This is a genomic window from Kitasatospora setae KM-6054 (genome assembly GCF_000269985.1).
Lineage (GTDB): Bacteria > Actinomycetota > Actinomycetes > Streptomycetales > Streptomycetaceae > Kitasatospora > Kitasatospora setae.
Window position 1 is genome coordinate 710,995 of the sequence record NC_016109.1, and the last position, 21,803, is coordinate 732,797.

General features: G+C 76.1%; 24 protein-coding genes. 11 read left to right on the plus strand and 13 right to left on the minus strand.

Annotated features, from left to right (window positions below):
- Positions 1–10 precede the first annotated feature (10 nt).
- The 9 genes from pip to KSE_RS03090 form a co-directional block, all read right to left on the minus strand.
- On the minus strand, positions 11–982 hold the full coding sequence (pip, locus tag KSE_RS03050; protein ID WP_014133799.1) for a prolyl aminopeptidase: 972 nt from the start codon (positions 980–982) through the stop codon (positions 11–13).
- Positions 983–1,108: 126 nt separating this feature from the next.
- Positions 1,109–2,485, minus strand: coding sequence for a glycosyltransferase family 2 protein (locus KSE_RS03055; protein ID WP_014133800.1), 1,377 nt, complete (start codon positions 2,483–2,485; stop codon positions 1,109–1,111).
- A gap of 84 nt (positions 2,486–2,569) precedes the next feature.
- A complete protein-coding gene (locus KSE_RS41935; protein WP_148283050.1) occupies positions 2,570–2,749 on the minus strand; it encodes a hypothetical protein in 180 nt (59 codons plus the stop codon).
- Between the two features lie 94 nt (positions 2,750–2,843).
- The gene (gene wecB, locus KSE_RS03060; protein WP_014133801.1) at positions 2,844–3,998 is read right to left on the minus strand and encodes a non-hydrolyzing UDP-N-acetylglucosamine 2-epimerase; all 1,155 of its coding nucleotides are present in this window, start codon (positions 3,996–3,998) and stop codon (positions 2,844–2,846) included.
- 215 nt (positions 3,999–4,213) lie between these two features.
- Positions 4,214–5,623: a hypothetical protein gene (locus KSE_RS03070; protein WP_014133802.1), complete on the minus strand. Its 1,410-nt coding sequence runs from the start codon at positions 5,621–5,623 to the stop codon at positions 4,214–4,216.
- Between the two features lie 180 nt (positions 5,624–5,803).
- Positions 5,804–6,235 carry a hypothetical protein gene (locus KSE_RS03075; RefSeq protein WP_014133803.1) on the minus strand — a complete coding sequence of 144 codons (432 nt, stop codon included), beginning with the start codon at positions 6,233–6,235 and terminating at the stop codon, positions 5,804–5,806.
- 108 nt (positions 6,236–6,343) lie between these two features.
- Positions 6,344–6,640 carry a hypothetical protein gene (locus KSE_RS03080; RefSeq protein WP_014133804.1) on the minus strand — a complete coding sequence of 99 codons (297 nt, stop codon included), beginning with the start codon at positions 6,638–6,640 and terminating at the stop codon, positions 6,344–6,346.
- A 97-nt stretch (positions 6,641–6,737) separates the two neighbouring features.
- The gene (locus KSE_RS03085) at positions 6,738–7,055 is read right to left on the minus strand and encodes a DUF3040 domain-containing protein (protein ID WP_014133805.1); all 318 of its coding nucleotides are present in this window, start codon (positions 7,053–7,055) and stop codon (positions 6,738–6,740) included.
- 109 nt (positions 7,056–7,164) lie between these two features.
- Entirely contained in the window at positions 7,165–7,710 is a 546-nt protein-coding gene (locus KSE_RS03090; RefSeq protein WP_014133806.1) for a DUF4383 domain-containing protein, read from the minus strand.
- Between the two features lie 201 nt (positions 7,711–7,911).
- On the opposite strand from KSE_RS03090, the gene KSE_RS45590 reads away from it, so the two are divergent.
- The 7 genes from KSE_RS45590 to KSE_RS03125 all read left to right on the plus strand — a co-directional run bounded on the left by KSE_RS45590 (position 7,912) and on the right by KSE_RS03125 (position 14,788).
- The gene (locus KSE_RS45590) at positions 7,912–9,039 is read left to right on the plus strand and encodes a MerR family transcriptional regulator (protein ID WP_014133807.1); all 1,128 of its coding nucleotides are present in this window, start codon (positions 7,912–7,914) and stop codon (positions 9,037–9,039) included.
- A gap of 138 nt (positions 9,040–9,177) precedes the next feature.
- Positions 9,178–9,618 (plus strand): SRPBCC family protein, encoded by a 441-nt coding sequence (locus tag KSE_RS03100; protein ID WP_014133808.1) that lies wholly within the window; start codon positions 9,178–9,180, stop codon positions 9,616–9,618.
- Between the two features lie 186 nt (positions 9,619–9,804).
- Positions 9,805–11,079: an NAD(P)/FAD-dependent oxidoreductase gene (locus tag KSE_RS03105; RefSeq protein ID WP_014133809.1), complete on the plus strand. Its 1,275-nt coding sequence runs from the start codon at positions 9,805–9,807 to the stop codon at positions 11,077–11,079.
- Positions 11,076–11,876, plus strand: coding sequence for a DUF1365 domain-containing protein (locus KSE_RS03110; RefSeq protein WP_014133810.1), 801 nt, complete (start codon positions 11,076–11,078; stop codon positions 11,874–11,876). The genes KSE_RS03105 and KSE_RS03110 overlap by 4 nt, the downstream gene beginning before the upstream one ends.
- A complete protein-coding gene (locus KSE_RS03115) occupies positions 11,873–13,210 on the plus strand; it encodes a class I SAM-dependent methyltransferase (RefSeq protein WP_014133811.1) in 1,338 nt (445 codons plus the stop codon). The genes KSE_RS03110 and KSE_RS03115 overlap by 4 nt, the downstream gene beginning before the upstream one ends.
- Positions 13,211–13,266: 56 nt before the next feature.
- On the plus strand, positions 13,267–14,025 hold the full coding sequence (locus tag KSE_RS03120) for a DUF1295 domain-containing protein (protein WP_081539806.1): 759 nt from the start codon (positions 13,267–13,269) through the stop codon (positions 14,023–14,025).
- 178 nt (positions 14,026–14,203) lie between these two features.
- Positions 14,204–14,788 carry a S1 RNA-binding domain-containing protein gene (locus KSE_RS03125; RefSeq protein WP_014133813.1) on the plus strand — a complete coding sequence of 195 codons (585 nt, stop codon included), beginning with the start codon at positions 14,204–14,206 and terminating at the stop codon, positions 14,786–14,788.
- A 269-nt stretch (positions 14,789–15,057) separates the two neighbouring features.
- On the opposite strand, the gene KSE_RS03130 is transcribed toward KSE_RS03125, so the two are convergent.
- From KSE_RS03130 to KSE_RS03140, 3 genes are all read right to left on the minus strand, one after another.
- Positions 15,058–15,825: an anti-sigma factor gene (locus KSE_RS03130; RefSeq protein ID WP_014133814.1), complete on the minus strand. Its 768-nt coding sequence runs from the start codon at positions 15,823–15,825 to the stop codon at positions 15,058–15,060.
- Entirely contained in the window at positions 15,822–16,409 is a 588-nt protein-coding gene (gene sigK / locus KSE_RS03135; protein ID WP_014133815.1) for an ECF RNA polymerase sigma factor SigK, read from the minus strand. The genes KSE_RS03130 and sigK overlap by 4 nt, the downstream gene beginning before the upstream one ends.
- Positions 16,410–16,608: 199 nt before the next feature.
- The gene (locus tag KSE_RS03140; RefSeq protein WP_014133816.1) at positions 16,609–17,010 is read right to left on the minus strand and encodes an SsgA family sporulation/cell division regulator; all 402 of its coding nucleotides are present in this window, start codon (positions 17,008–17,010) and stop codon (positions 16,609–16,611) included.
- A 225-nt stretch (positions 17,011–17,235) separates the two neighbouring features.
- On the opposite strand from KSE_RS03140, the gene KSE_RS38060 reads away from it, so the two are divergent.
- The gene (locus tag KSE_RS38060; protein WP_014133817.1) at positions 17,236–18,600 is read left to right on the plus strand and encodes an SMI1/KNR4 family protein; all 1,365 of its coding nucleotides are present in this window, start codon (positions 17,236–17,238) and stop codon (positions 18,598–18,600) included.
- A 46-nt stretch (positions 18,601–18,646) separates the two neighbouring features.
- Here KSE_RS38060 and KSE_RS03150 read toward each other — a convergent pair whose 3' ends face one another.
- Positions 18,647–19,465: a hypothetical protein gene (locus KSE_RS03150; protein ID WP_063747494.1), complete on the minus strand. Its 819-nt coding sequence runs from the start codon at positions 19,463–19,465 to the stop codon at positions 18,647–18,649.
- A 199-nt stretch (positions 19,466–19,664) separates the two neighbouring features.
- Between KSE_RS03150 and KSE_RS03155 the strand changes: the two genes are divergently transcribed.
- The 3 genes from KSE_RS03155 to KSE_RS03165 all read left to right on the plus strand — a co-directional run bounded on the left by KSE_RS03155 (position 19,665) and on the right by KSE_RS03165 (position 21,802).
- Complete coding sequence (locus KSE_RS03155) at positions 19,665–19,892, plus strand: DUF6458 family protein (RefSeq protein ID WP_014133819.1); 228 nt, start codon at positions 19,665–19,667, stop codon at positions 19,890–19,892.
- A gap of 195 nt (positions 19,893–20,087) precedes the next feature.
- Positions 20,088–21,173, plus strand: a complete 1,086-nt coding sequence (locus KSE_RS03160) for an S-(hydroxymethyl)mycothiol dehydrogenase (protein WP_014133820.1) — start codon at positions 20,088–20,090, stop codon at positions 21,171–21,173.
- Positions 21,173–21,802 (plus strand): MBL fold metallo-hydrolase, encoded by a 630-nt coding sequence (locus tag KSE_RS03165; protein WP_014133821.1) that lies wholly within the window; start codon positions 21,173–21,175, stop codon positions 21,800–21,802. Before KSE_RS03160 ends, KSE_RS03165 begins: the two co-directional genes overlap by 1 nt.
- The last annotated feature ends 1 nt before the right edge of the window (position 21,803 follow it).

Here is a 21,803-nt window from a genome sequence, read left to right on the forward strand (position 1 = left end):
CGGACGGTGCTCAGCGGTGCTTGAACTCCTCCAGCGCCGCGAGCACCGTCCGCCGCAGCGCCTCGCTGCCGACGTGCCCGGAGTCGTCGAAGACGTGCAGCCGGGCGTCCGGCCAGACCCTGGCCAGCTCCCAGGCGGTCTGCACCGGGCTGCCCATGTCGTACCGGCCGTGCGCCAGGACGCCCGGGATGCCCTTCAACCTGTGCGCCCCGCGCAGCAGTTGGTCCTCGGCCAGCCAGGCGCCGTGGCTGAAGAAGTGCGCGCAGATCCGGACGAAGGCGATCCGGTCGTCCGCCTCCCGGTCCCCGTACATGCCGGGGATCCCGTTCGGCTCGCCGGTGATCACCGCGTCCTCCCAGGCCAGCCAGGCGTCCGCGGCCGCCGCCCGGACCGCCCGGTCCGGGTCCTCCATCCGCCGGGCGTAGGCGGCCAGCAGCGCGTACACGTCGCCGTCCCAGGTGTGCTCGGGGACGGCGGCCCGGAAGCGGTCCCAGGCTTCGGGCCGGAACGCCGCCACCCGGTGGTAGAGCCAGTCGGTCTCGGCCGGGCGGGTCGTGGTGACCGCCTGGATCACGATCTCGCTGACCCGCTCCGGGTACCGCTGCGCGTAGGCCAGCAGCAGCGTCGACCCCCAGGAGGCGCCGTTCAGCAGCCAGCGCTCGATGCCGAGGTGCTCGCGCAGCCGCTCCATGTCGCCGACCAGGTGGTCGGTGGTGTTCAGCGCCATGTCGGCCGCCGGGTCGGAGGCGTGCGGGGTGCTCCGCCCGCAGTTGCGCTGGTCGAAGCGGACCAGCCGGTAGCGCTCCGGGTCCCACGCCCGGGTGGGACGGTCCGGCGTCCCCGCGCCCGGGCCGCCGTGCACGTACAGCGCGGGCTTGCCGGCCGGGTTGCCGAGCTGCTCGTAGTAGATCCGGTTGCCGTCACCGGTGTCGAGGAACCCGCGGTCGTAGGGGCCGGTCGGCGGGTACAGCAGGTCGTCCATGGAGGTCGATGGCATGACCGGCCATCCTAACTTCCCTACCGGAAACGGCAAATGAATACCCGTCACCCGGCTCCCGGGACGAGCCGGAGAGCCGGGGAGGCGCCGGGTGGCCGGGGTCGGAACCGGTCAGGCTTCCTTGGCGACCGGTCCGGCCGCGGCCTCGGCGTTGCGGCGGGTCTTGGCCCAGCCGTTGCGGCCGCTGAGCATCCGGCCGACGGCCCGCCAGGAGACCACGTACAGGAACAGCAGGTAGGCGGGGTAGACCAGGCCCCAGCCGAGCGCCCGCCAGAAGCCGGTGCCCGGTTCGCACTTGCGCCGGTAGATCGGGCCCCAGATGACGAACTGGCCGACCGCCATCACCGCGTACAGCAGCAGGCCGCGCCAGCCGCCGTCGGAGAGGTAGTCGAGGGCCGCCTCGGGGTGGCGCTGCCAGGAGAGCACCAGGGCGATCATCGGGAGGGGGTAGAGCAGCGCGCCGAGCAGTTGGAGCCAGGGCTGGCAGAGGAAGAAGGTGAGTTCCAGGAAGCCGGTGTTGGGGATCCGGTTGCTGCGCCAGATCGCCGGGATGTAGCCGAGGCACTGCATGACGCCCTGGGCCCAGCGGGTGCGCTGGGTGAGGAAGCGCTTGGTGTCGAACAGCGCCTCCTGCTCGACGTAGGTGTCGGCGCAGAAGGAGTTGATCCAGCCGACCAGCATCAGGTGGATGCCGAGCTCGAAGTCCTCCAGCAGGCGGCCGGTCCAGGGGCGGCCGCGCTCGGCGTCCAGGTCGTCGAGGGCGGCGAGGCGGACGAACTGGCCGTTGCCGCCGAGGCAGACCGTGCGGGAGGTCTTGCGGGCGTGCTGGAGGGCGGCGACCGGGGCGCGGAACTCCAGGTCCTGCATCCGGATCAGCAGCCGGCTGTAGAGGTTGCGCACCGCGCCGCCGTCGGGGGCCGGGCGGGCGTCGTCCCGGTTCATCATCCGGACCTCGATCTGCACGCCGCCGATGTCGGCGCGGCCGAGGAAGCGGCGGGCGGCGATGTGGTCGAGGCAGCCGGGCGCGGGGCGGCCGTCCGCGTCGAAGACGCCGACCACGACCCGGGTCCGGTCGGTGCCGGGCGGCAGCGCGGCGCACAGCGCGTCGTACGCGGCGTTCAGCGCCTCGCCCTTGCCGAGCCGGGCGTTGGGGCGGCGGCGCTGGACGAGGTGGATCGCCGGGTCCTGGATCGCGGCCCAGCGGACGATGTCGCCGGTGCGGTCCTCCGAGTCGTCGTCGATCACCCAGATGTGCGCCTCGGGGCAGGAGCGGCGCAGGTAGTGCAGGGTGTCGCCGATCACCGCCTCCTCGTCCCGGCAGGGCACGAACAGGTGCCACTCGTAGTCGGCCGCCTTGCCGGGCCGCCGGGTGCGGCGCACCAGCAGCGGCAGCACCAGCGTCAGCAGGTACAGCGGGAAGAGCAGGCTCAGCACGAGGCTGAGGTCGGAGAGCAGGCCCAGCAGGCCGGAGGGCTCGGAGGACGTCACAGGGCTTCCAGGTCGGTGGGCGGGTCGCCGCCCGGTAGAGGGGGGTGGTCCGGCCGGCCGGGCCGGCCGGACCTGGGGGCGGGATCAGCCCTGGGCGCGGCTTATCCGCGCGTAGCGCATCATCAGCACGCCGCCGAGGACCAGGCCCACGGCGAGGACGGTCATCACGATGCCGGGCACGCCGAAGCCGCCGGTGTAGGCGAGTTCGCCTCCGCCGAGGACCACTCCGGCGCCGACGGCGCCCTTTCCTGCCGACCCGTACACGGGGCCTCCTTCTCGTCGGGGAGCCCGCCGGCGGTTTCCCCGGTGGGCTCCGGCCACCGCCGCGCGGTCACGGGCGGCTGCTGGGGGGTGGGGCTCAGTGGCCGGGCGCGTCGCCCGGCAGGGGCGCGCCGTCGGCCAGGGCCACCGCGATGGCGCGGATCCGTTCGGAGGCGCGGCCGTCGCCGTACGGGGACGGGGTGTCGCGCAGCCGCCCGGCCAGGCCGTCGTCGGCGAGCAGCGCGCGGGCGGCGGCGGTGAGTTCGGCGCCGGGCTCGACCAGCCGGCTGAAGCCCGCGGCGACCGCCTCGGGGCGCTCGGTGCTGGTGCGGACCACCAGCAGCGGCTTCTTCAGGACGGTCGCCTCCTCCTGCACGCCGCCGGAGTCGGAGACCAGCAGCGCGGCCCGGTCGGCCAGCGCGAGGAAGGTCGGGTGGTCGACCGGGTCGACCACGGTGAGGCCGGCCAGCAGGTGCTCCATGCCGAACTCCTTGACCCGGCCGCGGGTGCGCGGGTGCAGCGGCAGCAGCACCGGGTGGCCGAGCTCGCCGAGTTCGGCGAGCGAGCCGAGCAGCGCGGCCAGCCGGTCGGGCCGGTCGGTGTTCTCGGGGCGGTGCGCGGTGGCGAGCACGAAGTCGGCGGGGGCGCCGAGTTCGCGGACGATCCGGTCCCGTTCGGCGGGGGCGGGCAGCGAGTGCAGGGTCGCCTCGACGACGGTGTTGCCGGTGATCCGGATCCGGTCGCCGTCCGTGCCGGTGGCCCGCAGGTTGGCGGCGGCCTCGGCGGTGGCGGCGCAGTGCGCGTCGGCGAGCACGCCGACCACCAGCCGGTTGATCTCCTCGGGCATCGCCCGGTCGCCGGAGCGCAGCCCGGCCTCGACGTGCACCACGGGGATCCCGCAGTAGTGCGCGGCCTGGGCGCCCGCGGAGGTGCTGTTGGTGTCGCCCTGGACGACGACGGCGCGCGGCGGTTCGGCGGTGAACGCGCGGGCGAGGTCCCGGGTGAGGGTGCCGATCTGGTCGCCGCGGCCGCCGGCCCCGGCGGCGCCGTCGAGGCGCAGCTCGGGCTCGCGCAGGCCGAAGTTGGCGAAGAACGCGCCGGACAGCGCGCTGTCGTAGTGCTGGCCGGTGTGCACGATCCGGCCCCGGTCGCCGAGCAGGCGGATCAGCGGGGCGAGCTTGATGATCTCCGGGCGGGTGCCGAGGACGACGGCGATGTCGCGGGCAGGAGGGGCAGGAGGGGGAGGTGCCATGGTTCTTCCGCCGCGCGTTCCGGTGGTACCGGAGCAGCGGGCGCGGCCTGGCATCCGGGCCGCCCGGGGAGCCGGTGAGCAGCATCGCTGATCATATGAAAGGTATGAACCTCTCTTATGCCAATCGCGCCCGATTGTGACGAAGTCGTGTTGGACGTGTAGAAACTCACATCCATTCGACTACCGCGCGTCACGGCCCCCGGACACCCCCGCCGTCACCCCCGCAGCGCCCCCGCCATCACCCGGGCCCGACAGGGCGCGCAGGCGTGCGCGCCGCGCGGACCGTAGCGGTCGATCGGGGCACCGCAGCCGCCGCACGGGCCGACGTGGGCGATGTGACACTCCAGCAGGACGGCCGCCGCGCGGCGCTCCTCGTCGGTGACCACCAGGCCCCGACGGACCTGCGGGGGGATCACCAGCAGCCGCCGGGGGACGGTGTCCCGGGTGTGCAGGGCGACCGCGCCCGCGTCGGCGTCTGCTCCGGCGTCGGCCGCTGGGTAGCCACGGTGGTGCGCGTGGCGGCGCGAGCGCGGCAGCCGCGGGCCGCCGTGGGCCCGGCCCTCCTCCTCGCGGTAGCGGCAGACCGGGTCGAGCTCCTCGTACGCGTAGTCGACCCCGGCGTCGAACGGCGCGCCCGGGCCGGACGGCTCCTCCTCCGCGACGGTCTCCCGCCAGCGGTCCCGGTCGGCGACCGGCGCCCACATCCGGGCGGCCCCGGCGGCCCCGGCGGCTGCGGCGGCCCCGGGGCGCAGCGGGACCCGCAGCGGGACGAGCTCGCCGGCGGCGCTGGCCCCGACCAGTTCCTCCACGTCCAGCGGGGGCCGGGCCGGGAGGCAGAGCGCGGGCAGGTACCAGCCGGTGTGCATCCGCCCGCACCAGGAGCCGTTCAGCGGACAGGGGCGGGCGCTGCCGCGCACGCACTTCCACTGCTGCAGGTGTCGGACGCCCGCCCGGACCGTCATCCGGGTCGACCGGGAGGCGATCCGCTGCCAGGGCAGGTCGTCCACCCGGGCCCACGGCGCCCGGTCGATCAGCGCGGCCCGCCGGTCGCAGGTCACCCAGAGCGGCACGATGCCGTGCTCGGCGGCCGCCCGCGAGCGCCGGCGCACCGCCTCGGCGCTGATCGGGGCGTACTGCGCGGCCCAGCCGATCCGCAGCCCGCCGGGGCCGGTGACCAGCACGTCGCTGCGGATCCGGCTCCCGCCCCCGGTCCCGTCCGCGCTCCCGCCGCCGCTCCCGCTCCCGCCGCCGCCGCGGGCCCCGAGCTCGTAGCGGCAGCCGTGCCGGTCGGCGGCGCGGGCGATCCGCTCCTGGAGCGCCTTGCGCCGGTCGTCCTCGTCCGGCGTCGGGGTGCGGCGGAGCGGCAGGTGGGCGGCGACCCAGGTGGTGCGTCCACCGACGGTGCGCCGCCGTACGTGCATCCACGGCGAGCGTTCCGCCGCCCGGTCCTCGGCTTCGCAGCGGCCTTCGCGGTGGTGCTGGAGGCATTCCAGGAGTTCGCGTTCGCGCCGGTCGATCGGCGCGGTGATCTCCGCGAGCAGCCCGGGACGGTCGGGGTGGCCCAGGTCGGGCCGGGTGAGGTTGAGCTCGATGCCGTACAGGGTGTGGAACACGCCGTTCGCCATGGCACGAGGCTAATGCGCGCGTCCGCGAATATGAACCGAAATCAGCAGAATCAATTCACCGGCGAATTGAATTCCTTTCCGAAACCTCCGGGAACGGCGACTTCAAGCCGATCTGCCGTCAATTTCCGGCCATTCCACCGGGATTCCGGCGGCGGGCCGCACTGCCTCCACCGCCCGCCGCTACCCCAGACCGAGCGCGGCCCGCAGCCTACCGCGCGTCGCGGCGGCCGCCTCCCGGGTGACCGGGTCGTCGCTGCCGAGAGCGTCGCCCAGCAGCAGATCGGCGGCGGCGACCACGGCGGCCGGCAGCATCACCTCGCGCAGGCCGAGCAGTTGGGCGGCGGCCTGGTGCCCGAGCGACTGCGGGCCGTGCGACGGGTGCCCGCCCAGCTGGTGCCCGCCCGGCTGGTGGCCGTGGGCCTGCGGGCCGTGCGGCTGGCTTCCGTGCTGCTGACTGCCGTGCGCCTGGTGCCCGGACGGGTGGTGTCCGGACGCGTGGTGTCCGAGCTGGTGGGGGCCGGCGGGCCGGCCGTGCGGTTCGGCCGGTTCGGGGACGCGCGGGGGCGTCGCCGCTTGCTGCCCGCCCTGCGGGCGGCGCGGTTCGTTGATCACGGGCATGCTCCGTCCAACGGGTCACGGGCCACGACGGTTACGCGGCCGGGACGATCGGGTGGTCGACGCGGGGCCGTCGGGAGGTCGTTCGGGGCCTCCGGCCGCCCCTCAGGAGGCGTGCCGGTCCGCGACGGCGGGCCCCAGCGCGGGCCGCTCGGCGCGCGGGGCGAGGCTGCGGACCGCGGCGGCCGGGGGCTGCGCGGGTCCGGCGGTGTGCGCGTCCCGGATCCACCGGGCCAGCGCGTGGGCGAACTCGGGGCCGATCGCGGCGGCGTGCTGCAACTGGTCCAGGTCGCCGGGCCGCAGCGGCACCCCGGCCGCCGAGAGGCTGGCCAGCAGGGGTTGCAGCAGCGTCCACTGCGGGCGGACGACGGGCAGCGGGCTGGTATGCGCAGGCTCTGTCACACTCGCTCCAACTCCCGACCCCCGCCGGGGTCACGGCCCGCCCACCCGGTTCCACCGCAGGGTGCAACGCCGCCGCTCACCCTCCCCCGCCGCGCCCTCACGCCCCTCCCCGCCGGGCCAGTCGGCGCAGCGCGAGCGCGCTCAGCAGCGCGGCCCCGACGGCCAGCAGCACCGCCGGCGCCGCCCAGGGCCCGCCCGCGCCGACCCACAGCGCACCGGCCCAGAGCGCGGCGGCGGCCGCCGCCGTGGCCGACAGGGCGACCGTGACGACGAGTACCCCCGGACGGTGGGCGCACCGGGCGACGGGCCCGGGCCGGCGGGCGAGCCGCCGGTCCAGCCGGGGGTCGGTGCGGCGCAGCCGGTGCTCGATCTCCGCGAGCAGGACGCGTTCCCGTGCGGTCAGTCGGGTGTCCATCGGATCTGCCGCCTCTCCGTGAGGGGGTCGGGTGCCGGTTCGGAGGTGGTCGGTTCGGGTGTCGACGGGTGCCGGCGGGCGTCGGCGGGCGTCGACGGGCGGCCGGGGCTCAGCCGCGGCCGCCGGGCAGCGCCGCCCGGCCGGGCACGGCGCTCGGCAGCACGGCGTTCGGGGGCAGCGCGTTCGGGCGCGCGGCGTTCGGGTGGCGGCGCAGCCAGTACGGGTTGTCGTGCGGGAGCCCGCCGCTGACCCGGCCGTACATCCCGAGGGTGGCGAGCAGCAGCCCCATCGCGAAGCTGAACAGGACGTTCGGGACGCGGAAGGCCAACACGTTGGCCGGGCTGTCGAGCAGCGCGAGGTTGACGAAGCCGCTCAGCACGAACAGCGCCCCGACGGTGGTGGTGACGGTGGACGCCTGCCGCCCGCCGAGCAGCGCCGCGGCGAGCAGGACGGCGGCGGTGGCGAGCGAGACGGTGCTGAGCAGTCCGTTGCCGGACAGCCCGGCGACCGGCTCGCCGCGCGTGCCGAAGTAGGGCAGGCCGTCGGCGAGGCCGAGCGCCCCGAAGGTCGCCAGCAGCAGGGCGCACAGGCCGGCGCCGAGGCGGTGGATCCGGGACAGGCGGCGGTCGGCGGACGTCCGGTCGTGGGATCGCATGGCGGTTCTCCTCTCCGGGCGGCGGGCCCTGCCCACCGCGGCTACCCCTCCCCGATGAAAGGTTTCGCCCGTACCGCACCGGAGGCCCACTCGCAGCGCTGGTGCAGCGTTTCGCGACCGCCGCCGGACACCGGCCCCTCCAAAACGCTGCAAGAACGCTGCGAGAAGGCGCCGGGCCACGACCGGGCGCACACTCGCGGCATGCCGCGTCCCCACACGCTCCCCACGCTCACCACACCCCCCGCGCCCCCGGAAACCCGTCCGGCGAGCTCCCCCGGCCCCGACACCGCCGACGACCCGAGCGCCGTCCCGGACCCGGCCCCCACCGATGACCCGGCCCCCGCCGACGACCCGGGGTTGCCGACCGGCGCGGTCGCGCGGCAGCTCGGGGTGTCGCCCACCACGGTGCGCTCCTGGGAGCGCCGCTACGGCATCGGCCCGAGCCGCCACGAGCCCGGGCGTCACCGGCGCTGGCACAGCGAGGACGTCTCGGTGCTGGAGACGATGTGCCGGCTGACCGCCCACGGCCTCCCGCCCGGCGAGGCGGCCCGCACCGCCCTGGCCCAGCACCCCGGCCACGCCCAGCACCCCGGCCACGCCCCGCGGCCCGCCGACCCCCCGGAGCCGGACCGCGCCCCACGGCCGGACCGCACCCCGCCGCTCGCCGCCGCACCCCGGCCGCCCGCCCCGCGACCCGGCAGCCGGGGCCTGGCGGCGGCCGCGCTGCGGCTGGACGCCCCCGAGGTGGCCCGGCTGCTCGGCGCGGCGGTGGACGCGCTGGGCACGGTGCGGGCCTGGACCGAGGTGATGGCCCCGGCGCTGCGCGCGGCCGGGCGGCGGTGGGCGGCGGACGGGGAGCGGTACGTCGAGGTGGAGCACCTGCTCTCCTGGCAGGTGTCGAGCGTGCTGCGGGCGGTCGCGCTGCGGGCGGCGGCGGTGCCGGTGCGGCCGGGGCCGCCGCTGCTGCTGGCGGCGATGCCCGGGGAGCAGCACAGTCTGCCGCTGGAGGCGGTCGCGGCGGGGGCGGCGGAGCGCGGGTTGCCGTTCCGGATGCTGGGGGCGTCGGTCCCGGCGCGGGCGCTGTTGGACGCGCAGCGGCGGTTGGGCCCGTCGGCGGTGCTGCTCTGGTCGCAGAACGCGCAGACGGCGGACCACCGGCTGGTCCGGCTGCTGGCCGAGTCCGGCTGGGGCCACCGCGGCGCGCGCACGGCCTCCGCCGTCCTGGTGGCCGGCCCTGGCTGGGGTCCCTCCGGCCCGCCGTCGGCGGCCGCCCTGCCGCGCTCGCTGGCCGGGGCGCTCGACCTGGCGGCCCGCGCCCTCCCCCGCTGAAGGGCCCTCCCCGCTGAACGGCCATCCCCCGCTGAAGGGCCCGCCCCGCCGCCCGTCCGCCCGTCCGCGCCCATCCGTTGCGGTCGCGGCTCCGAACCCCGTTCGACGTCCCGACGACTGTGCGCACAGGAGGCTCCGATGATCGAGGTGGTGCGGGAGCTCGCGGTCCGCCGGCCGGCCGGCGAGGTGCTGGCGTACCTGGCGGACTTCGCGCACACCGTCGAGTGGGACCCGGGCACGGTGGAGTGCGTCCCGCTCGGGGCGGGCGGGGGCCGGTGGCGGAACGTCTCGGTGTTCCGGGGGCGGCGGACGGAGCTGGTGTACGAGCGGGTGGTGCGGGAGTCGGACCGGCTGGTGTTCGTCGGGCGCAACCGGACGGTGACGGCGACGGACGAGATCGTCCTGCACCCGGGCCCGGACGGCACGGTGGTGCGCTACCGGGCGCGGCTGCGCTTCCACGGGCTGGCGCGGCTGGCGACGCCGTTCCTGCGGCGGGAGTTCGAGGGGCTGGCGGACGCGGTGGCGCGGCGGCTGCCCGAGGTGCTGGACGGGGGTCGGCGGGCCGCGGACGGAAGCTGACCCGTTCGGACCAATCCGCGCCACCGCCGCCTCCGAATCCGTACTGCGAGGGCCGCCCGGGCGCGGCCGAGGAACAGCGGAACAGCGGAGGACAGCGACGTGACGACACTCGGCACGGTTTCCACCGGCGGGTCGGTCCCGTCCCCGGCGCACCGGCCGGAGCGGGAGCGGGCGGGGGCCCGGCGGGTGGCCGTGGTGGGTGCGGGGGTGGCGGGGCTGAGCGCGGCGTACGCGCTGGCGCGGGCGGGTGCGGTGGTCGAGCTGTTCGAGGCGGCGGACCGGCTGGGCGGGCACGCGCACACCCAGCGGACCACGGCGGCGGACGGCCGGGAGCTGGCGCTGGACACCGGCTTCCTGGTGCACAACACCCGCACCTACCCGGAACTGGTCAAGCTGTTCGAGGAGTTGGGCGTCCGCACGCAGGACAGCGACATGAGCATGTCGGTGTCCTGCGCGGGCTGCGGCCTGGAGTACGCGGGCGCCCGCGGCCCGGGCGGGCTGCTGGCGGCGCCGGGCAACCTGGTGCGCGGCCGGTACCTGCGGATGCTCGGCGAGGTGCCGCGCTTCCACCGGCTGGCCCGCGCCCTGCTGGCGGACCAGGGGCAGGGCGACCCTAGCCTGCGCGCGTTCCTGGACGGGCACGGCTTCTCCCCGTACTTCGTGCGGCACTTCATGACGCCGCTGGTCTCCGCGGTCTGGTCCTGCGCGCCCGACGTGGCCGGCGACTACCCGGCCCGCTACCTGTTCGCGTTCCTGTCCAACCACGGCCTGCTGAGCGTCACCGGCTCGCCGACCTGGCGCACCGTGACCGGCGGCTCCGCCACGTACGTGGCGCGGATCGCCGAGCGGGTCGCCGCCCGGTCCGGCACCGTCCACCGCGACGCGCCGGTCCGCGCGGTGCGCCGGCACCCGGACGGCGTCACCGTCACCACCGAGGACGGCCGGTCGACCCGGGCGGACGCCGTGGTGGTGGCCGTCCACGCCGACCAGGCGCTGCGGCTGCTGGCCGACCCGACCGCCGCCGAACAGGAGGTGCTCGGCGCGTTCGGCTACTCCCGCAACCCGACGGTGCTGCACCGCGACGCCTCGCTGCTGCCCCGGGCCGCCTGGGCCCGGGCCTCCTGGAACTACCGGATGCCGGGCTGCGACGCGTCCGCCGACCGGGTCCGGGTCAGCTACCACCTGAACCGGCTGCTGCGGCTCGGCGGCGCCGAGGACTACCTGGTCACCCTGAACGAGGACGAGCAGGCCCCCGTCCCCGCCGACCTGGTGGTCTCCCGGACCGTCTACGAGCACCCCGTCTACACCGCCCGCTCGGTCGCCGCCCAGCGCCGCCTGCCCGAACTCACCACCGCCCGCACCGCGTTCGCCGGCGCCTACCACGGCTGGGGCTTCCACGAGGACGGCTGCCGCTCCGGCCTCGCCGCCGCCGACCACCTGCTCGCGGCGGTCGCGCCGTGAGCCGCCCGGCCGCCCCGCTCCCGGGCCCGTGGGGCGCGGTGCTGTACGAGACCCGGACCACGCACGTCCGGGCCCAGCCGCGCCGGCTCTTCCGGCACCGCGGCTTCCTCTGGCTGGTCGACCTCGACCGGCTGCCCGAACTCCCGCGCCCGCTCCGCCCGCTGGCCCGCTTCCTGCCCCGCGACCACACCCCTTCCGACACCGTCGCGCTCCGTGCCGACCTGGACCGCGAACTGGCCGCGCACGGCCTGCCGCCGGCCGGCCGGGTGCTGATGCTGACCCAGGCCCGCTCGCTGGGGTACGTCTTCAACCCGCTGACGGTGTACTGGTGCCGGGACGCGGCGGGCGCGCCGCTGTGCACCGTCGCCGAGGTGCACAACACCTACGGCGGACGGCACCGCTACCTGCTGCCCCCGGACGCCGCCGGGCGGGCCGAGACCGCGAAGGCGTTCTACGTCTCGCCGTTCCTGCCGCTCGACGGCCGCTACCACCTGCTGCTGCCCGAACCCGCCCCCGACGGCGCCCGGCTGCACCTCGCCGTCCGCCTCGACCTGCCCGGCGGCCGGGCGTTCACCGCGACCGTCTCCGGCACCGGCCGCCCGGCCACCCCGGCCGCGCTGCTGCGCGCCGTCCTGCGGCACCCGTTCGCGACCTACGCGGTCAGCCTGCGGATCCGCGCCCAGGGCATCCGGCTGTGGCTGCGCGGCCTGCCCGTCCACCCCCGGCCCACGACCACGGCCCCGGCCCCTGCCGCGGCCCCTGCTGCGGCCGGCCCCGGAGGTGCCACCCGCCGATGACGACCACCAGCCCGTCCCCGTCACCATCCCCGTCCCCGTCCCCGTCCTGGAGAGGCCGCCCGCCGATGACCGTCACCACCGTCCACCCGCCCGCCGTCGACCCGCTGCGCTGGCCGGACGTCGCCCGGGTGCCGCACGCCCCGCTGCGGGCCGCGGCGGCCGGGCGGCTGCTGCGGCGGGCGGCGGCGCTGCGCGGGCTGCGGATCGAACTGCCGGGCTCGCCGGACGCACCGGGATCCCCGGACGCACAGGACGCGCCGGTGCTGCGGCTGCACCGCCCGGCGGCGTTCGCGCACCGGGTCGGGGCGGGCGGCCTGATCGGCTTCGGCGAGGCGTACCAGGCGGGCGACTGGGACAGCCCCGACCTGGCCCGGCTGCTGACCGCGCTGGCCGCCCGCCCGGAGACCCTGGTGCCGCCCGGCACCGGGTGGCTGCGCCGGCTGTACGTGCGCCGCCCGCCGGCCGCCGAGCGCCCCACCACCGCGAACGCGCCGCGCAACATCCACCGGCACTACGACCTGTCGAACGAGCTGTTCGCGCTGTTCCTCGACCCGACCATGTCGTACTCCTCGGCGGTGTTCTCCGCGCCCTCCGCCGCGACCCGCTGGGCCGACCTGGTGCCCGCCCAGCACCGCAAGATCGATCGCCTGCTCGACCTGGCCCGGGTCGGTCCCGGAACCCGCCTGCTGGAGATCGGCACCGGCTGGGGCGAACTCGCGCTGCGCGCCGCCGCCCGCGGCGCCGAGGTGACCACGCTGACGCTCTCCGCCGAGCAGCTCGCGCTGGCCCGCCGCCGGATCGCCGACGCCGGGCAGTCCGACCGGGTCGACGTCCGGCTGTGCGACTACCGGCAGGCCCGGGGCAGCTACGACGCGATCGTCAGCTGCGAGATGATCGAGGCGGTCGGACGCCCGTTCTGGCCCGCCTACTTCACCGCCCTGGACCGGCTGCTCGCCCCCGGCGGCCGGGTCGCCCTCCAGGCCATCACCATGCCGCACGACCGGATGCTGGCCAGCAGCGACACGTACACCTGGATCCTCAAGTACGTCTTCCCCGGCGGCCAGATCCCCTCGCTGCGGGCGATCGCCGACACCGCCGCCGCGCACACCCGGCTGCGGGTGCACAGCGCGGACGCGTACGGGCCGCACTACGCCGAGACGCTCCGGCTGTGGCGCGAACGGTTCACCGAACGGGCCGGACAGGTCGCCGAGTTGGGCTTCGACGAGGTGTTCCGGCGGATGTGGGAGCTGTACCTCGCCTACTCGGAGGCCGGATTCCGGACCGGCTACCTGAACGTCCACCAGGTGCTGCTCGACCGGGACGGCGAGCGGTGAACGCCGCCGCGTTCGCGGTCGGCGCGGCGGCGGCCGCGGGCGCGGCACTCACCGTGATGCTGCTCGCCTTCGCCGTCGGGCTCCGCACCGGCCGGCACCGGGACGTGGACACCGCCTGGGGCCTGGCGTTCACCGCCGTCGCGCTGACCGGCTGCGGGCTCTCCGCCGGGTACGGGGACGACGGGCGGCGGGCGCTGGCCACCGCGCTGGTCACCGTCTGGGGCCTGCGGCTCGCCGCGCACCTGTGGTGGCGGGCCCGCGGCCTCCCGGAAGACCCGCGCTACGCCCGGATGCTGGCCAAGGCCCCCGCCGGCCCGGCCCGCACCCGGTACGCGCTGCGGATCGTCTACCTGCTGCAGGCCGCCCTCGTCTGGTTCGTCGCCCTCCCGGTCCTGGCCGCCCAGTACCAGCCCACCCCACCCGGCCCGACCGCCTGGGCGGGCACCGCCCTCTGGGCCGTCGGCCTGTTCTTCGAAGCCGTCGGCGACGCCCAACTCGCCCGCTTCAAAGCCGACCCGGCGAACCGCGGCCGGGTCATGGACCGCGGCCTGTGGCGCTGGACCCGCCACCCCAACTACTTCGGCGACGCCTGCGTCTGGTGGGGCCTGTTCCTCCTCGCCGCCGACACCCCGGCGGGCTGGCTCTTCGTCGGCAGCCCCCTGCTGATGACCTGGCTGCTCGCCTTCGGCAGCGGAAAACCCATGCTCGAACGCCACCTCGCCACCACCGAACGCCCCGGCTGGGCCGAGTACACCGCCCGCACCAGCTCCTTCCTCCCCCTCCCGCCCCGCCGCCACCGCGACAACGCCTCGTGATCCGCTCGTCCCCGTCGGTGCTTCCGCCACGCCCCCGGACACCCGCCCGCCGATCCTGGCCGACAAGAACCACGCCTCCTCGTCCGGCCGATCACGGTGCCGACGGCTGAGGCAATCGCAGGGGGACAGTTCGTCGAGGACATGGTCGGCCCACGATGTCGTGTGCCAGGGTGGCGGCATGGATTGGCAGTCCGAGAGTCCGGACCTCTGGGCGTTCCTGGAGTCTCTGCACCGCGGCGACATCGTGTCCGGGACCGTCGCGGCGATCGAACGGTTCGGGGTTTTCGTGACCCTGGACGACGGGCCTGCCCATCCCACCTTCCCCGGTGTCGGGTTCATCACCATCCCCGAACTGTCCTGGCGGCATATCGACGCTGTCACCGATGTCGTTCAGGTAGGCCGGCGCGTCTCGTGCGAGTTCCTCCAGTTCGACACCCACAACGCGGAGGCCAGGCTGTCCCTGAAGGCACTGGAGCCCGACCCCCTTCGGGCTTTCGCCGACCACACAGCAGCGGGCCAGGAACTCCGCGGAACGGTTGGGAAAGTGCTCCCCTTCGGCATCTTCGTCAACCTCGGGGACGGGATTGTCGGACTGGTCCCCTTCAGGGAAGTCCACGGCCGGGCTGCGGTGAGTCCGGTGGAAGACTTCGAGGCCGGAGAGGAGATCGCCGTCATCGTCACGGAAATCGAGCTGCCGACCCGCCGGGTCTTCCTCTCCAGGCCAAAGGGTGGCCGGCACGAAGACGCCGTGCCGGCCACGTGACGGCTCCCGGGGCGGACTCCTCCCACCTACCGCTTGCCCTGCTTGTCGCTCACCCGGCTCCACTTCCTCCGGAACCTCACGTCCCGGTCTCCAGGTGTCCGGGTCCGTGGGGAAGCTCCAGGGGTGGGGAGGGCCGTGAGGGCGCGCAGGTGTCGTCGCGCCCGGGGTCCCGCTGGCGCTGCCCGGACGGGCGCCTCGCGGGTGCGGACCACCCGGTGAGGTGTCCGCGCCCCGTCCCCGTCCCCGTCCCCCTTCCCCGCCCCCTTCGCTCAGCCGAACGCCAGCAGTAGCACCGGCGCGCCGGTCGGGTGCGGGGAGCCGCCGGTCGGTTCGACGGTGACGCCGACGCCTGCCGCGCCGTCGAGCGGGCCGGTGAGCAGCAGGGTGCCGCTGCCGGTGGGGAGCAGGCCGGCCGGGCGCATCGTGCCGGCGTCGTCGTACCAGAGTTGGTAGGTGCGGCCGGGGCCGGGGTCGGGTAGTCCGGTGGCGAGGAAGCCGGCTCTGCCGCGGGTGGCGGACCAGACGACGGTGCCGGTCCCGCCGCCGCCGGCGGGGGCGCTGGCGGTGTGGCTGTCCGGGGCGGTGAGGAGGGCGGTGAGGGTCTCCTGCTGGCGGGTGAGGGCGGCGGCCCGGTCGCGGGCCTGTTCGGCGTCCTGGTGCTGGCGGACGGCGACGGCACCCGCGCCGAGGGCGAGCGCGAGGCAGGCGGCGAGGGCCCAGCGGGGTGCGCGGCGGGCGGGGCGGCCGGGCGGGGCGACGGGCCGGTCGGCGACCTGCGGGGCTTCCTGGCGGACGCCGGGCAGCGCGGCCAGTACCCGGGCCTTCAGCTCCGGCGGCGGGGGTACGGCTTCGGCCGCCCCGAGCCGGGCCAGCGCGGCGGCGAATTCCGCCGTCTCCCGCGTGCAGGACGGGCAGTGGACGAGGTGGCGTTCGAAGGCATCGTTCTCTTCGGGGTCGAGGGCGTGGGCGGCGTACGCGCCGGTGAGGGTGTGCGGGTCCGGGTGGCCGGTTCCGGTGTACGGGTCGGTGGTGGTCACGCGCCCACCCCCAGGCAGTCGCGCATCCGGATCAGTCCGTCGCGCATCCGGGTCTTGACGGTGCCGAGCGGGGCGCCGAGCACCTCGGCGACCTCGGGGTAGCTGTAGCCCCGGTAGTAGGCGAGGGTCAGCGACTCGCGCTGGAGTTCGGTGAGGGTGCGCAGGCAGCGGCGGACCTGTTCGCGCTCGAGTCGGCCTTCGACCTGCTCGGCGACCTCGTCGTAGGCGGCGCCGCCGTGCGCGGCGGTGGCGGCCCGCCGGTCGCGGTCGGCGGCGGCCTGCGCGGAGCGGACCCGGTCGACGGCGCGCCGGTGGGCGATGGTCAGCACCCAGGGCAGGACTTCGCCGCGTTCGGCCCGGTAGCGGGCGGCGGTGCGCCACACTTCCAGCAGGACCTCCTGGGCGACCTCCTCGGACTGCGCGGCGTCCCGGACGACCCGCCGGACCAGGCCGAACACCGGTCCGGCGACGGCGTCGTAGAGCGCGGAGAACGCGTCCTGGTCGCCGCGCACCACCCGGGCCAGCAGTTCCCGCAGGTCCGGCCCGGGCCGCCGGGGCGGGGCCAGTGAGACGACGTGGCTCATCCGGTGGCCACCCCGTCCACGACGACGTTCTCGCACTCCCCGACCGGCACAACGGCCTCCCCTGCGGCGGCCGGGACTCCCGGCCGCGACGACTCGACGACACGACTGCCCGGTCTTCGTCGCCGCCGGCCGCCCGGATTGCCCGCTCCTTCCCCAAGCCCTCCCCCGGCCCCGGTCCCCGTCCCCGGCCCCGACCCGGTCAGACCGTCAGCCGAGCCACCAGGCCGTCCACGTCCAGGTGTTCGTGCTCGCGGCCGGCCGGGACGAGCGCGTAGCACTCGACCAGGAAGCCGGTGACGATCTCGGCCGGGACGTTCACCACCGCCTCCCCGCCCCCGCCGCGCAGGGTGACCAGCACCTCGCCCTCGGCGCCGGGCCGGACGGTGACGTCGCCGTGGCCGGCGGGGGCGAGGCGTCCTTCGTTGAGCAGGTCGCGGCCGAACACCCACTCGACCGCGTCCAGCCGGCCGACCGGCGGGAAGACCAGCCGGACGGCGTACGGCAGCGCGGAGTCGAAGTGCAGCCCGGCTTCCACCGCCAGGTGGGGGTGCGGGCTGTGCGGGAGGGTGACGGCGGTGGACCAGCAGGTGGCGACGGCCATGCGGGGTGGCCTTCCTTCCAGACGGCGGCGGGGGACGGTGCCGGGAGCGGTGCTGCCGATAACTGCCGGCAGGAGCCCGACTACCCGCCCGGCCCCGGGATCCCCGCACCGACGCAGAACCTTCACCGATGCCGTCCGCCCACCACACGAACGGCCGAACCGCTGTCGGTGGCCCGTGATGGAGTGGGCCCCGTTCGATCGGGTCGGGAGGGCTGGGGGCGGGGCATGGACCGGGCGCGGTGGCGGGAGTTGCTGGGGCTGTGGAGCGGCGAGTGGATCACGGCCCGGCAGGACGACCCCGGGGCCGGCCCGCTCGCCCCCGAGGTGCTCCGCGACCGCTGGCTCGGCTTCGCCCCCGCGACCGAGGCGGCCGTCGCCGCCGCCGAGGCCCGCCTCGGCCGCCCGCTGCCGCCCTCGCTGCGCGAGTTCCTGCTGGTCACCGACGGCTGGCGGAACGCCGGCCTGTTCATCGAACGGATGGCCGGCACCACCGAACTCGCCTGGCTGCGGGACACCCCGGACCGCACCTGGATCAGGACCTGGGAGGGCCTCGCCGAGGACGCGGGCGAAGGCGAAGACACGGACGGGGACGGGGACGCGGACGACCACGACGCCTGGCTGACCCGCCAGGCCCGGGTGCTGGCCCGCTCGCTGCGGCTCTCGCTGGCCGGCGACAGCGCGGTGATGCTGCTCGACCCGGAGGACGTGGACGAGGACGGCGAGTGGGCGGGCTACTGGCTGGCGTCCTGGTCGGGCCTGGGCCCGGAGCGGTTCGGGTCGTTCGCCGAGCTGATGTACCGCCAGTGGCGTTCGCTGCACGCGGTGTGCCGCCCGGCCGGGCCGACCCGCGACTTCTGGGACGGCGAGACCGAGCGCGGCCGGCGGGCCGCGCTCGCGGGCGAACTCGACACCGCGCTCGACCTGTTGGAGGAGGCCCAGGCGTTCGGCCGGCCGCGCGCCGGGCTGCTGGCGACGCAGTTGCGGGCGCTGCTGCACGGCTGGGAGCGCGAACTGCCGGGCGCCTTCCGGGGAGCGCGCGACCAGGAGACCTACCTGGCCGAACCGCTGTTCAGCCGCGAGTTCCTGCCGGTCCTGCTCCGGCAGGAGCGGGAGGCCCGCCACGACTCGCTGCTCCCGCTGCCCGGACTGCGCGAGTCGGCGCCGGAGCCGACCCGGGCGGCGATCGCCGCGTACGAGGCCGCGTCGGCCGAGCCGGGGTTCCGACTCGTCTTCGGTCCGCCGGAGTTCGACGCGGCCGTGCACGCCCTGGTCGAACGGCTCGCCGCGCACCGGGCCGCCGCCCGGGAGGCGCAGCGGGCGCCCGCCGTCCCGCCGCCGGGGGTGGTGGTGCTGACGGCGACCGTGACCCGGTGGGTCGACGGGCAGCAGCGGCCCGCACCGCCCGTGGAGCCGCGCTTCCCGGAGGAGTTCGCCGAGCGGGCGTGGGCGGAGCTGCTGGCGGCGATGCCGCTCTGGCGGCCGCTGGACGCGAACCACCTGGCGCCGGTCTCGCTGCTGGCCGAGCCGCTGCTCGCCGAACTGGTCACCCACGAGCGGGCCCACGCCCTGCTGAGCATCCCCCGCGGCTGACCGCCGCCCGGGACCGCCCCGCCGCGTGCCGAGTCGCGCCGAGCCGTCAGCGCTCCGGCCGGGCCTCGGCGGCGTCCCAGTAGCCGAGGTCGGCGGGGCGGCGCTCGCGCAGTTCCATCCGGACGGTCACGGCCAGCCGGAGGGTGTCGGTGCGGTTGATCCGCGCCCCGAGCAGCGCGCCGGCCATCAGCGGGGCCAGGGTCGGCAGTTTGCGCAGCCCCGCCCGGGTCAGCCGTTTGCTGACCTGTCGGCGGAGCGCGGCGCCGCGGTTCAGCGCCAGCAGCGCCCCGGGGCGGGTGAGGTCCAGGGCGCGGCCCTGGCTCCACACCGCCAGGTAGGCGTACGAGCGCTGCCGGGCGGTGCCGGGCGGCACCTGGCCGTAGACGGCGTAGAGCTCGGCGATCAGCTTCAGCTCGATCGCGGCCGAGGCGAGCAGCTCGGACGCCAGCTCGACCGGCATGGCCAGCGGCACCGGCATCATCGCCACCGCCCCAGCGCTCGCGCCGACCGCCGTCGAGGCCCGCACCGAGCCGGTGGTGAGCAGGTCCGCGAGCTCTTCCGGGGTGGCGGCCCCGGGGTGCTGGGCGCGCAGCGTCGCCAGGTCCCGGACCGGGATCCGCGGCGCGGCGTCCAGCAGGCGGTCGGTCAGCACCCGCAGTCCGGTCCGGGAGCCCGCCCCGAGCCGCCGCCCGCCCCGTCCGAGCGGGCCGCCCAGTTTCACCACCAGCGTGCCCATCCGGCGCGCCAGCGGGCCCCGGGGGTCCTCGTCCCGGTCCTCCACCTCACCGGCGATCCGGGCCAGCTCCGCCGCGACCTCGTCCGCCGTGACCTCGTCCCGCGGGTCCGGCTCACCTTTCGACACCATCGGCGTTCCCTCCACCTCTGCCCCGCCCGCCCGCCCGACCGTCCGGCGGGCGGGGCTCCAGCACGGTTCCTCCATCATCCGTCTGCCCGCCCGCGGCCCGCGCAGTCCCGGGCGCGGGGCGGGAATCCTCCGGCCGGTCGGGGGTAGGCGCCGGGCGGCCCCGGTGGCGGGGCGCGACGACACGACGACGGAGGCGATCATGGGACTCGGTGGCTGCATCATCCTGTTGGCGGTGGGGGCGATCCTGGCGTTCGGCGTGGACTGGCACCTGGCGGGCGTCAACCTGACGGTGGTGGGGGTCGTGCTGATGGCGGCGGGCCTGATCGGCGTGGTGGTGTACGCCCGGGTGCTGGGCCGCCGCCGCTACCTGGGCGGGCGGGCCGTGAACGAGGTGGTGGTCGAGGAGCACCACCGCGACGTGCTCTGACGGACCGGCGTCCGACCCGCCCTCCCCGCGCCCCCGCCCGGCCCGTCCCTACTCGTTCGGCCCCGCCCCGCCGGAGGCGCTTCGCGTGCCGTAGGGCCGAACGGGCGATTTCCGCGGCGGATCGGCGTAAGTTCGCTGCTGGGCGGCGTCCGGTCTCGGGCGTCGCCGTCGAGCGAGTGAGGACGGGTACGGAACATGGCTCAGGTCGTCCGGGGTGTGATCGCGCGTGCGAAGGGGGCGCCGGTGGAGGTGGTGCCCGTCGTGGTGCCGGATCCGGGGCCGGGTGAGGCGGTGGTGCGGGTGCAGGCGTGCGGGGTGTGCCACACGGACCTGCACTACCGGGAGGGCGGGATCAACGACGAGTTCCCGTTCCTGCTGGGTCACGAGGCGGCGGGCGTGGTGGAGTCGGTCGGCGAGGGGGTCGACGAGGTCGCGCCGGGTGACTACGTGATCCTGAACTGGCGTGCGGTGTGCGGGCGTTGTCGGGCGTGCAAGCGCGGCCGGCCGTGGTACTGCTTCGCCACCCACAACGCGAAGCAGCGGATGACGCTGGAGGACGGCACCGAGCTGTCGCCGGCGCTGGGGATCGGCGCGTTCGCGGAGAAGACGCTGGTCGCGGCGGGCCAGTGCACGAAGGTCGACCCGGCGGCGTCGCCGGCGGCGGCGGGTCTGCTGGGCTGCGGGGTGATGGCCGGTCTGGGCGCGGCGATCAACACCGGGCAGGTGGGCCGGGGCGACAGCGTCGCGGTGATCGGCTGCGGCGGGGTGGGCAACGCGGCGGTGGTGGGTTCGCTGCTGGCGGGCGCGGGCCGGATCATCGCGGTGGACGTGGACGACCGGAAGCTGGAGACCGCGCGGCAGTTGGGCGCGACGCACACCGTCAACTCGCGGACGGTCGACCCGGTGGCGGCGATCCGGGAGCTGACCGGCGGCAACGGGGCGGACGTGGTGATCGAGGCGGTGGGCCGCCCGGAGACGTACCGGCAGGCGTTCTACGCCCGCGACCTGGCGGGCACGGTGGTGCTGGTCGGCGTGCCGACGCCGGAGATGACGCTGGAGCTGCCGCTGCTGGACGTGTTCGGGCGCGGCGGCGCACTGAAGTCGTCCTGGTACGGGGACTGCCTGCCGGAGCGGGACTTCCCGATGCTGATCGACCTGTACCTCCAGGGCCGGCTGGACCTGGACGCGTTCGTCAGCGAGACGATCCCGCTCGACGGCGTCGAGGAGGCGTTCGCCCGGATGCACCGCGGCGAGGTGCTCCGCTCGGTGGTGGTGTTCTGATGGCGGCCCGGATCGAACAGCTGGTCACCTCGGGCGAGTTCAGCCTGGACGGCGGCACCTGGCAGGTCGACAACAACGTGTGGATCGTCGGCGACGACGCGGAGGCGATCGTGATCGACGCGGCGCACGACGCGGCGGCGATCAAGGAGGCGCTGGGCGGCCGGCGGCTACTCGCGGTGGTCTCCACGCACGCCCACAACGACCACGTGGACGCGGCGCCGGAGCTGGCCGACCTGACCGGCGCGCCGGTGCTGCTGCACCCGGCGGACGAGGTGCTGTGGCGGCAGACCCACCCGGACCGGGCACCGGACGGGCCGCTCGCCGACGGGCAGGAGCTGTCGGTGGCGGGCACGGTGCTGACCGTGCTGCACACGCCGGGGCACAGCCCGGGCGCGGTCAGCCTGTACGCGCCGGAGCTGGGCACGGTCTTCACCGGCGACACCCTGTTCGCGGGCGGCCCGGGCGCGACCGGCCGGTCGTTCTCGGACTTCCCGACCATCATCGAGTCGATCCGCGGCCGCCTGCTGTCGCTGCCGCCGGAGACGGTGGTCCGCACCGGCCACGGCGACTCGACGACGGTCGGCGCGGAGGCCCCGCACCTGGACGAGTGGATCGCCCGCGGCCACTGAC

What these genes read in the sequence shown, in the direction of transcription:
- KSE_RS03100 (WP_014133808.1), top strand. Translation starts at nt 9,178, where the DNA reads ATGATCGAGGTGGTGCGGGAGCTCGCGGTCCGCCGGCCGGCCGGCGAG.
- wecB (WP_014133801.1), bottom strand. Translation starts at nt 3,998, where the DNA reads ATGGCACCTCCCCCTCCTGCCCCTCCTGCCCGCGACATCGCCGTCGTC.
- KSE_RS03090 (WP_014133806.1), bottom strand. Translation starts at nt 7,710, where the DNA reads ATGCGATCCCACGACCGGACGTCCGCCGACCGCCGCCTGTCCCGGATC.
- KSE_RS03115 (WP_014133811.1), top strand. Translation starts at nt 11,873, where the DNA reads ATGACGACCACCAGCCCGTCCCCGTCACCATCCCCGTCCCCGTCCCCG.
- KSE_RS03085 (WP_014133805.1), bottom strand. Translation starts at nt 7,055, where the DNA reads ATGGACACCCGACTGACCGCACGGGAACGCGTCCTGCTCGCGGAGATC.
- KSE_RS03120 (WP_081539806.1), top strand. Translation starts at nt 13,267, where the DNA reads ATGCTGCTCGCCTTCGCCGTCGGGCTCCGCACCGGCCGGCACCGGGAC.
- KSE_RS03070 (WP_014133802.1), bottom strand. Translation starts at nt 5,623, where the DNA reads ATGGCGAACGGCGTGTTCCACACCCTGTACGGCATCGAGCTCAACCTC.
- KSE_RS45590 (WP_014133807.1), top strand. Translation starts at nt 7,912, where the DNA reads ATGCCGCGTCCCCACACGCTCCCCACGCTCACCACACCCCCCGCGCCC.
- KSE_RS03155 (WP_014133819.1), top strand. Translation starts at nt 19,665, where the DNA reads ATGGGACTCGGTGGCTGCATCATCCTGTTGGCGGTGGGGGCGATCCTG.
- KSE_RS03125 (WP_014133813.1), top strand. Translation starts at nt 14,204, where the DNA reads ATGGATTGGCAGTCCGAGAGTCCGGACCTCTGGGCGTTCCTGGAGTCT.
- KSE_RS03165 (WP_014133821.1), top strand. Translation starts at nt 21,173, where the DNA reads ATGGCGGCCCGGATCGAACAGCTGGTCACCTCGGGCGAGTTCAGCCTG.
- KSE_RS03160 (WP_014133820.1), top strand. Translation starts at nt 20,088, where the DNA reads ATGGCTCAGGTCGTCCGGGGTGTGATCGCGCGTGCGAAGGGGGCGCCG.
- KSE_RS03140 (WP_014133816.1), bottom strand. Translation starts at nt 17,010, where the DNA reads ATGGCCGTCGCCACCTGCTGGTCCACCGCCGTCACCCTCCCGCACAGC.
- pip (WP_014133799.1), bottom strand. Translation starts at nt 982, where the DNA reads ATGGACGACCTGCTGTACCCGCCGACCGGCCCCTACGACCGCGGGTTC.
- sigK (WP_014133815.1), bottom strand. Translation starts at nt 16,409, where the DNA reads ATGAGCCACGTCGTCTCACTGGCCCCGCCCCGGCGGCCCGGGCCGGAC.
- KSE_RS03150 (WP_063747494.1), bottom strand. Translation starts at nt 19,465, where the DNA reads ATGGTGTCGAAAGGTGAGCCGGACCCGCGGGACGAGGTCACGGCGGAC.
- KSE_RS38060 (WP_014133817.1), top strand. Translation starts at nt 17,236, where the DNA reads ATGGACCGGGCGCGGTGGCGGGAGTTGCTGGGGCTGTGGAGCGGCGAG.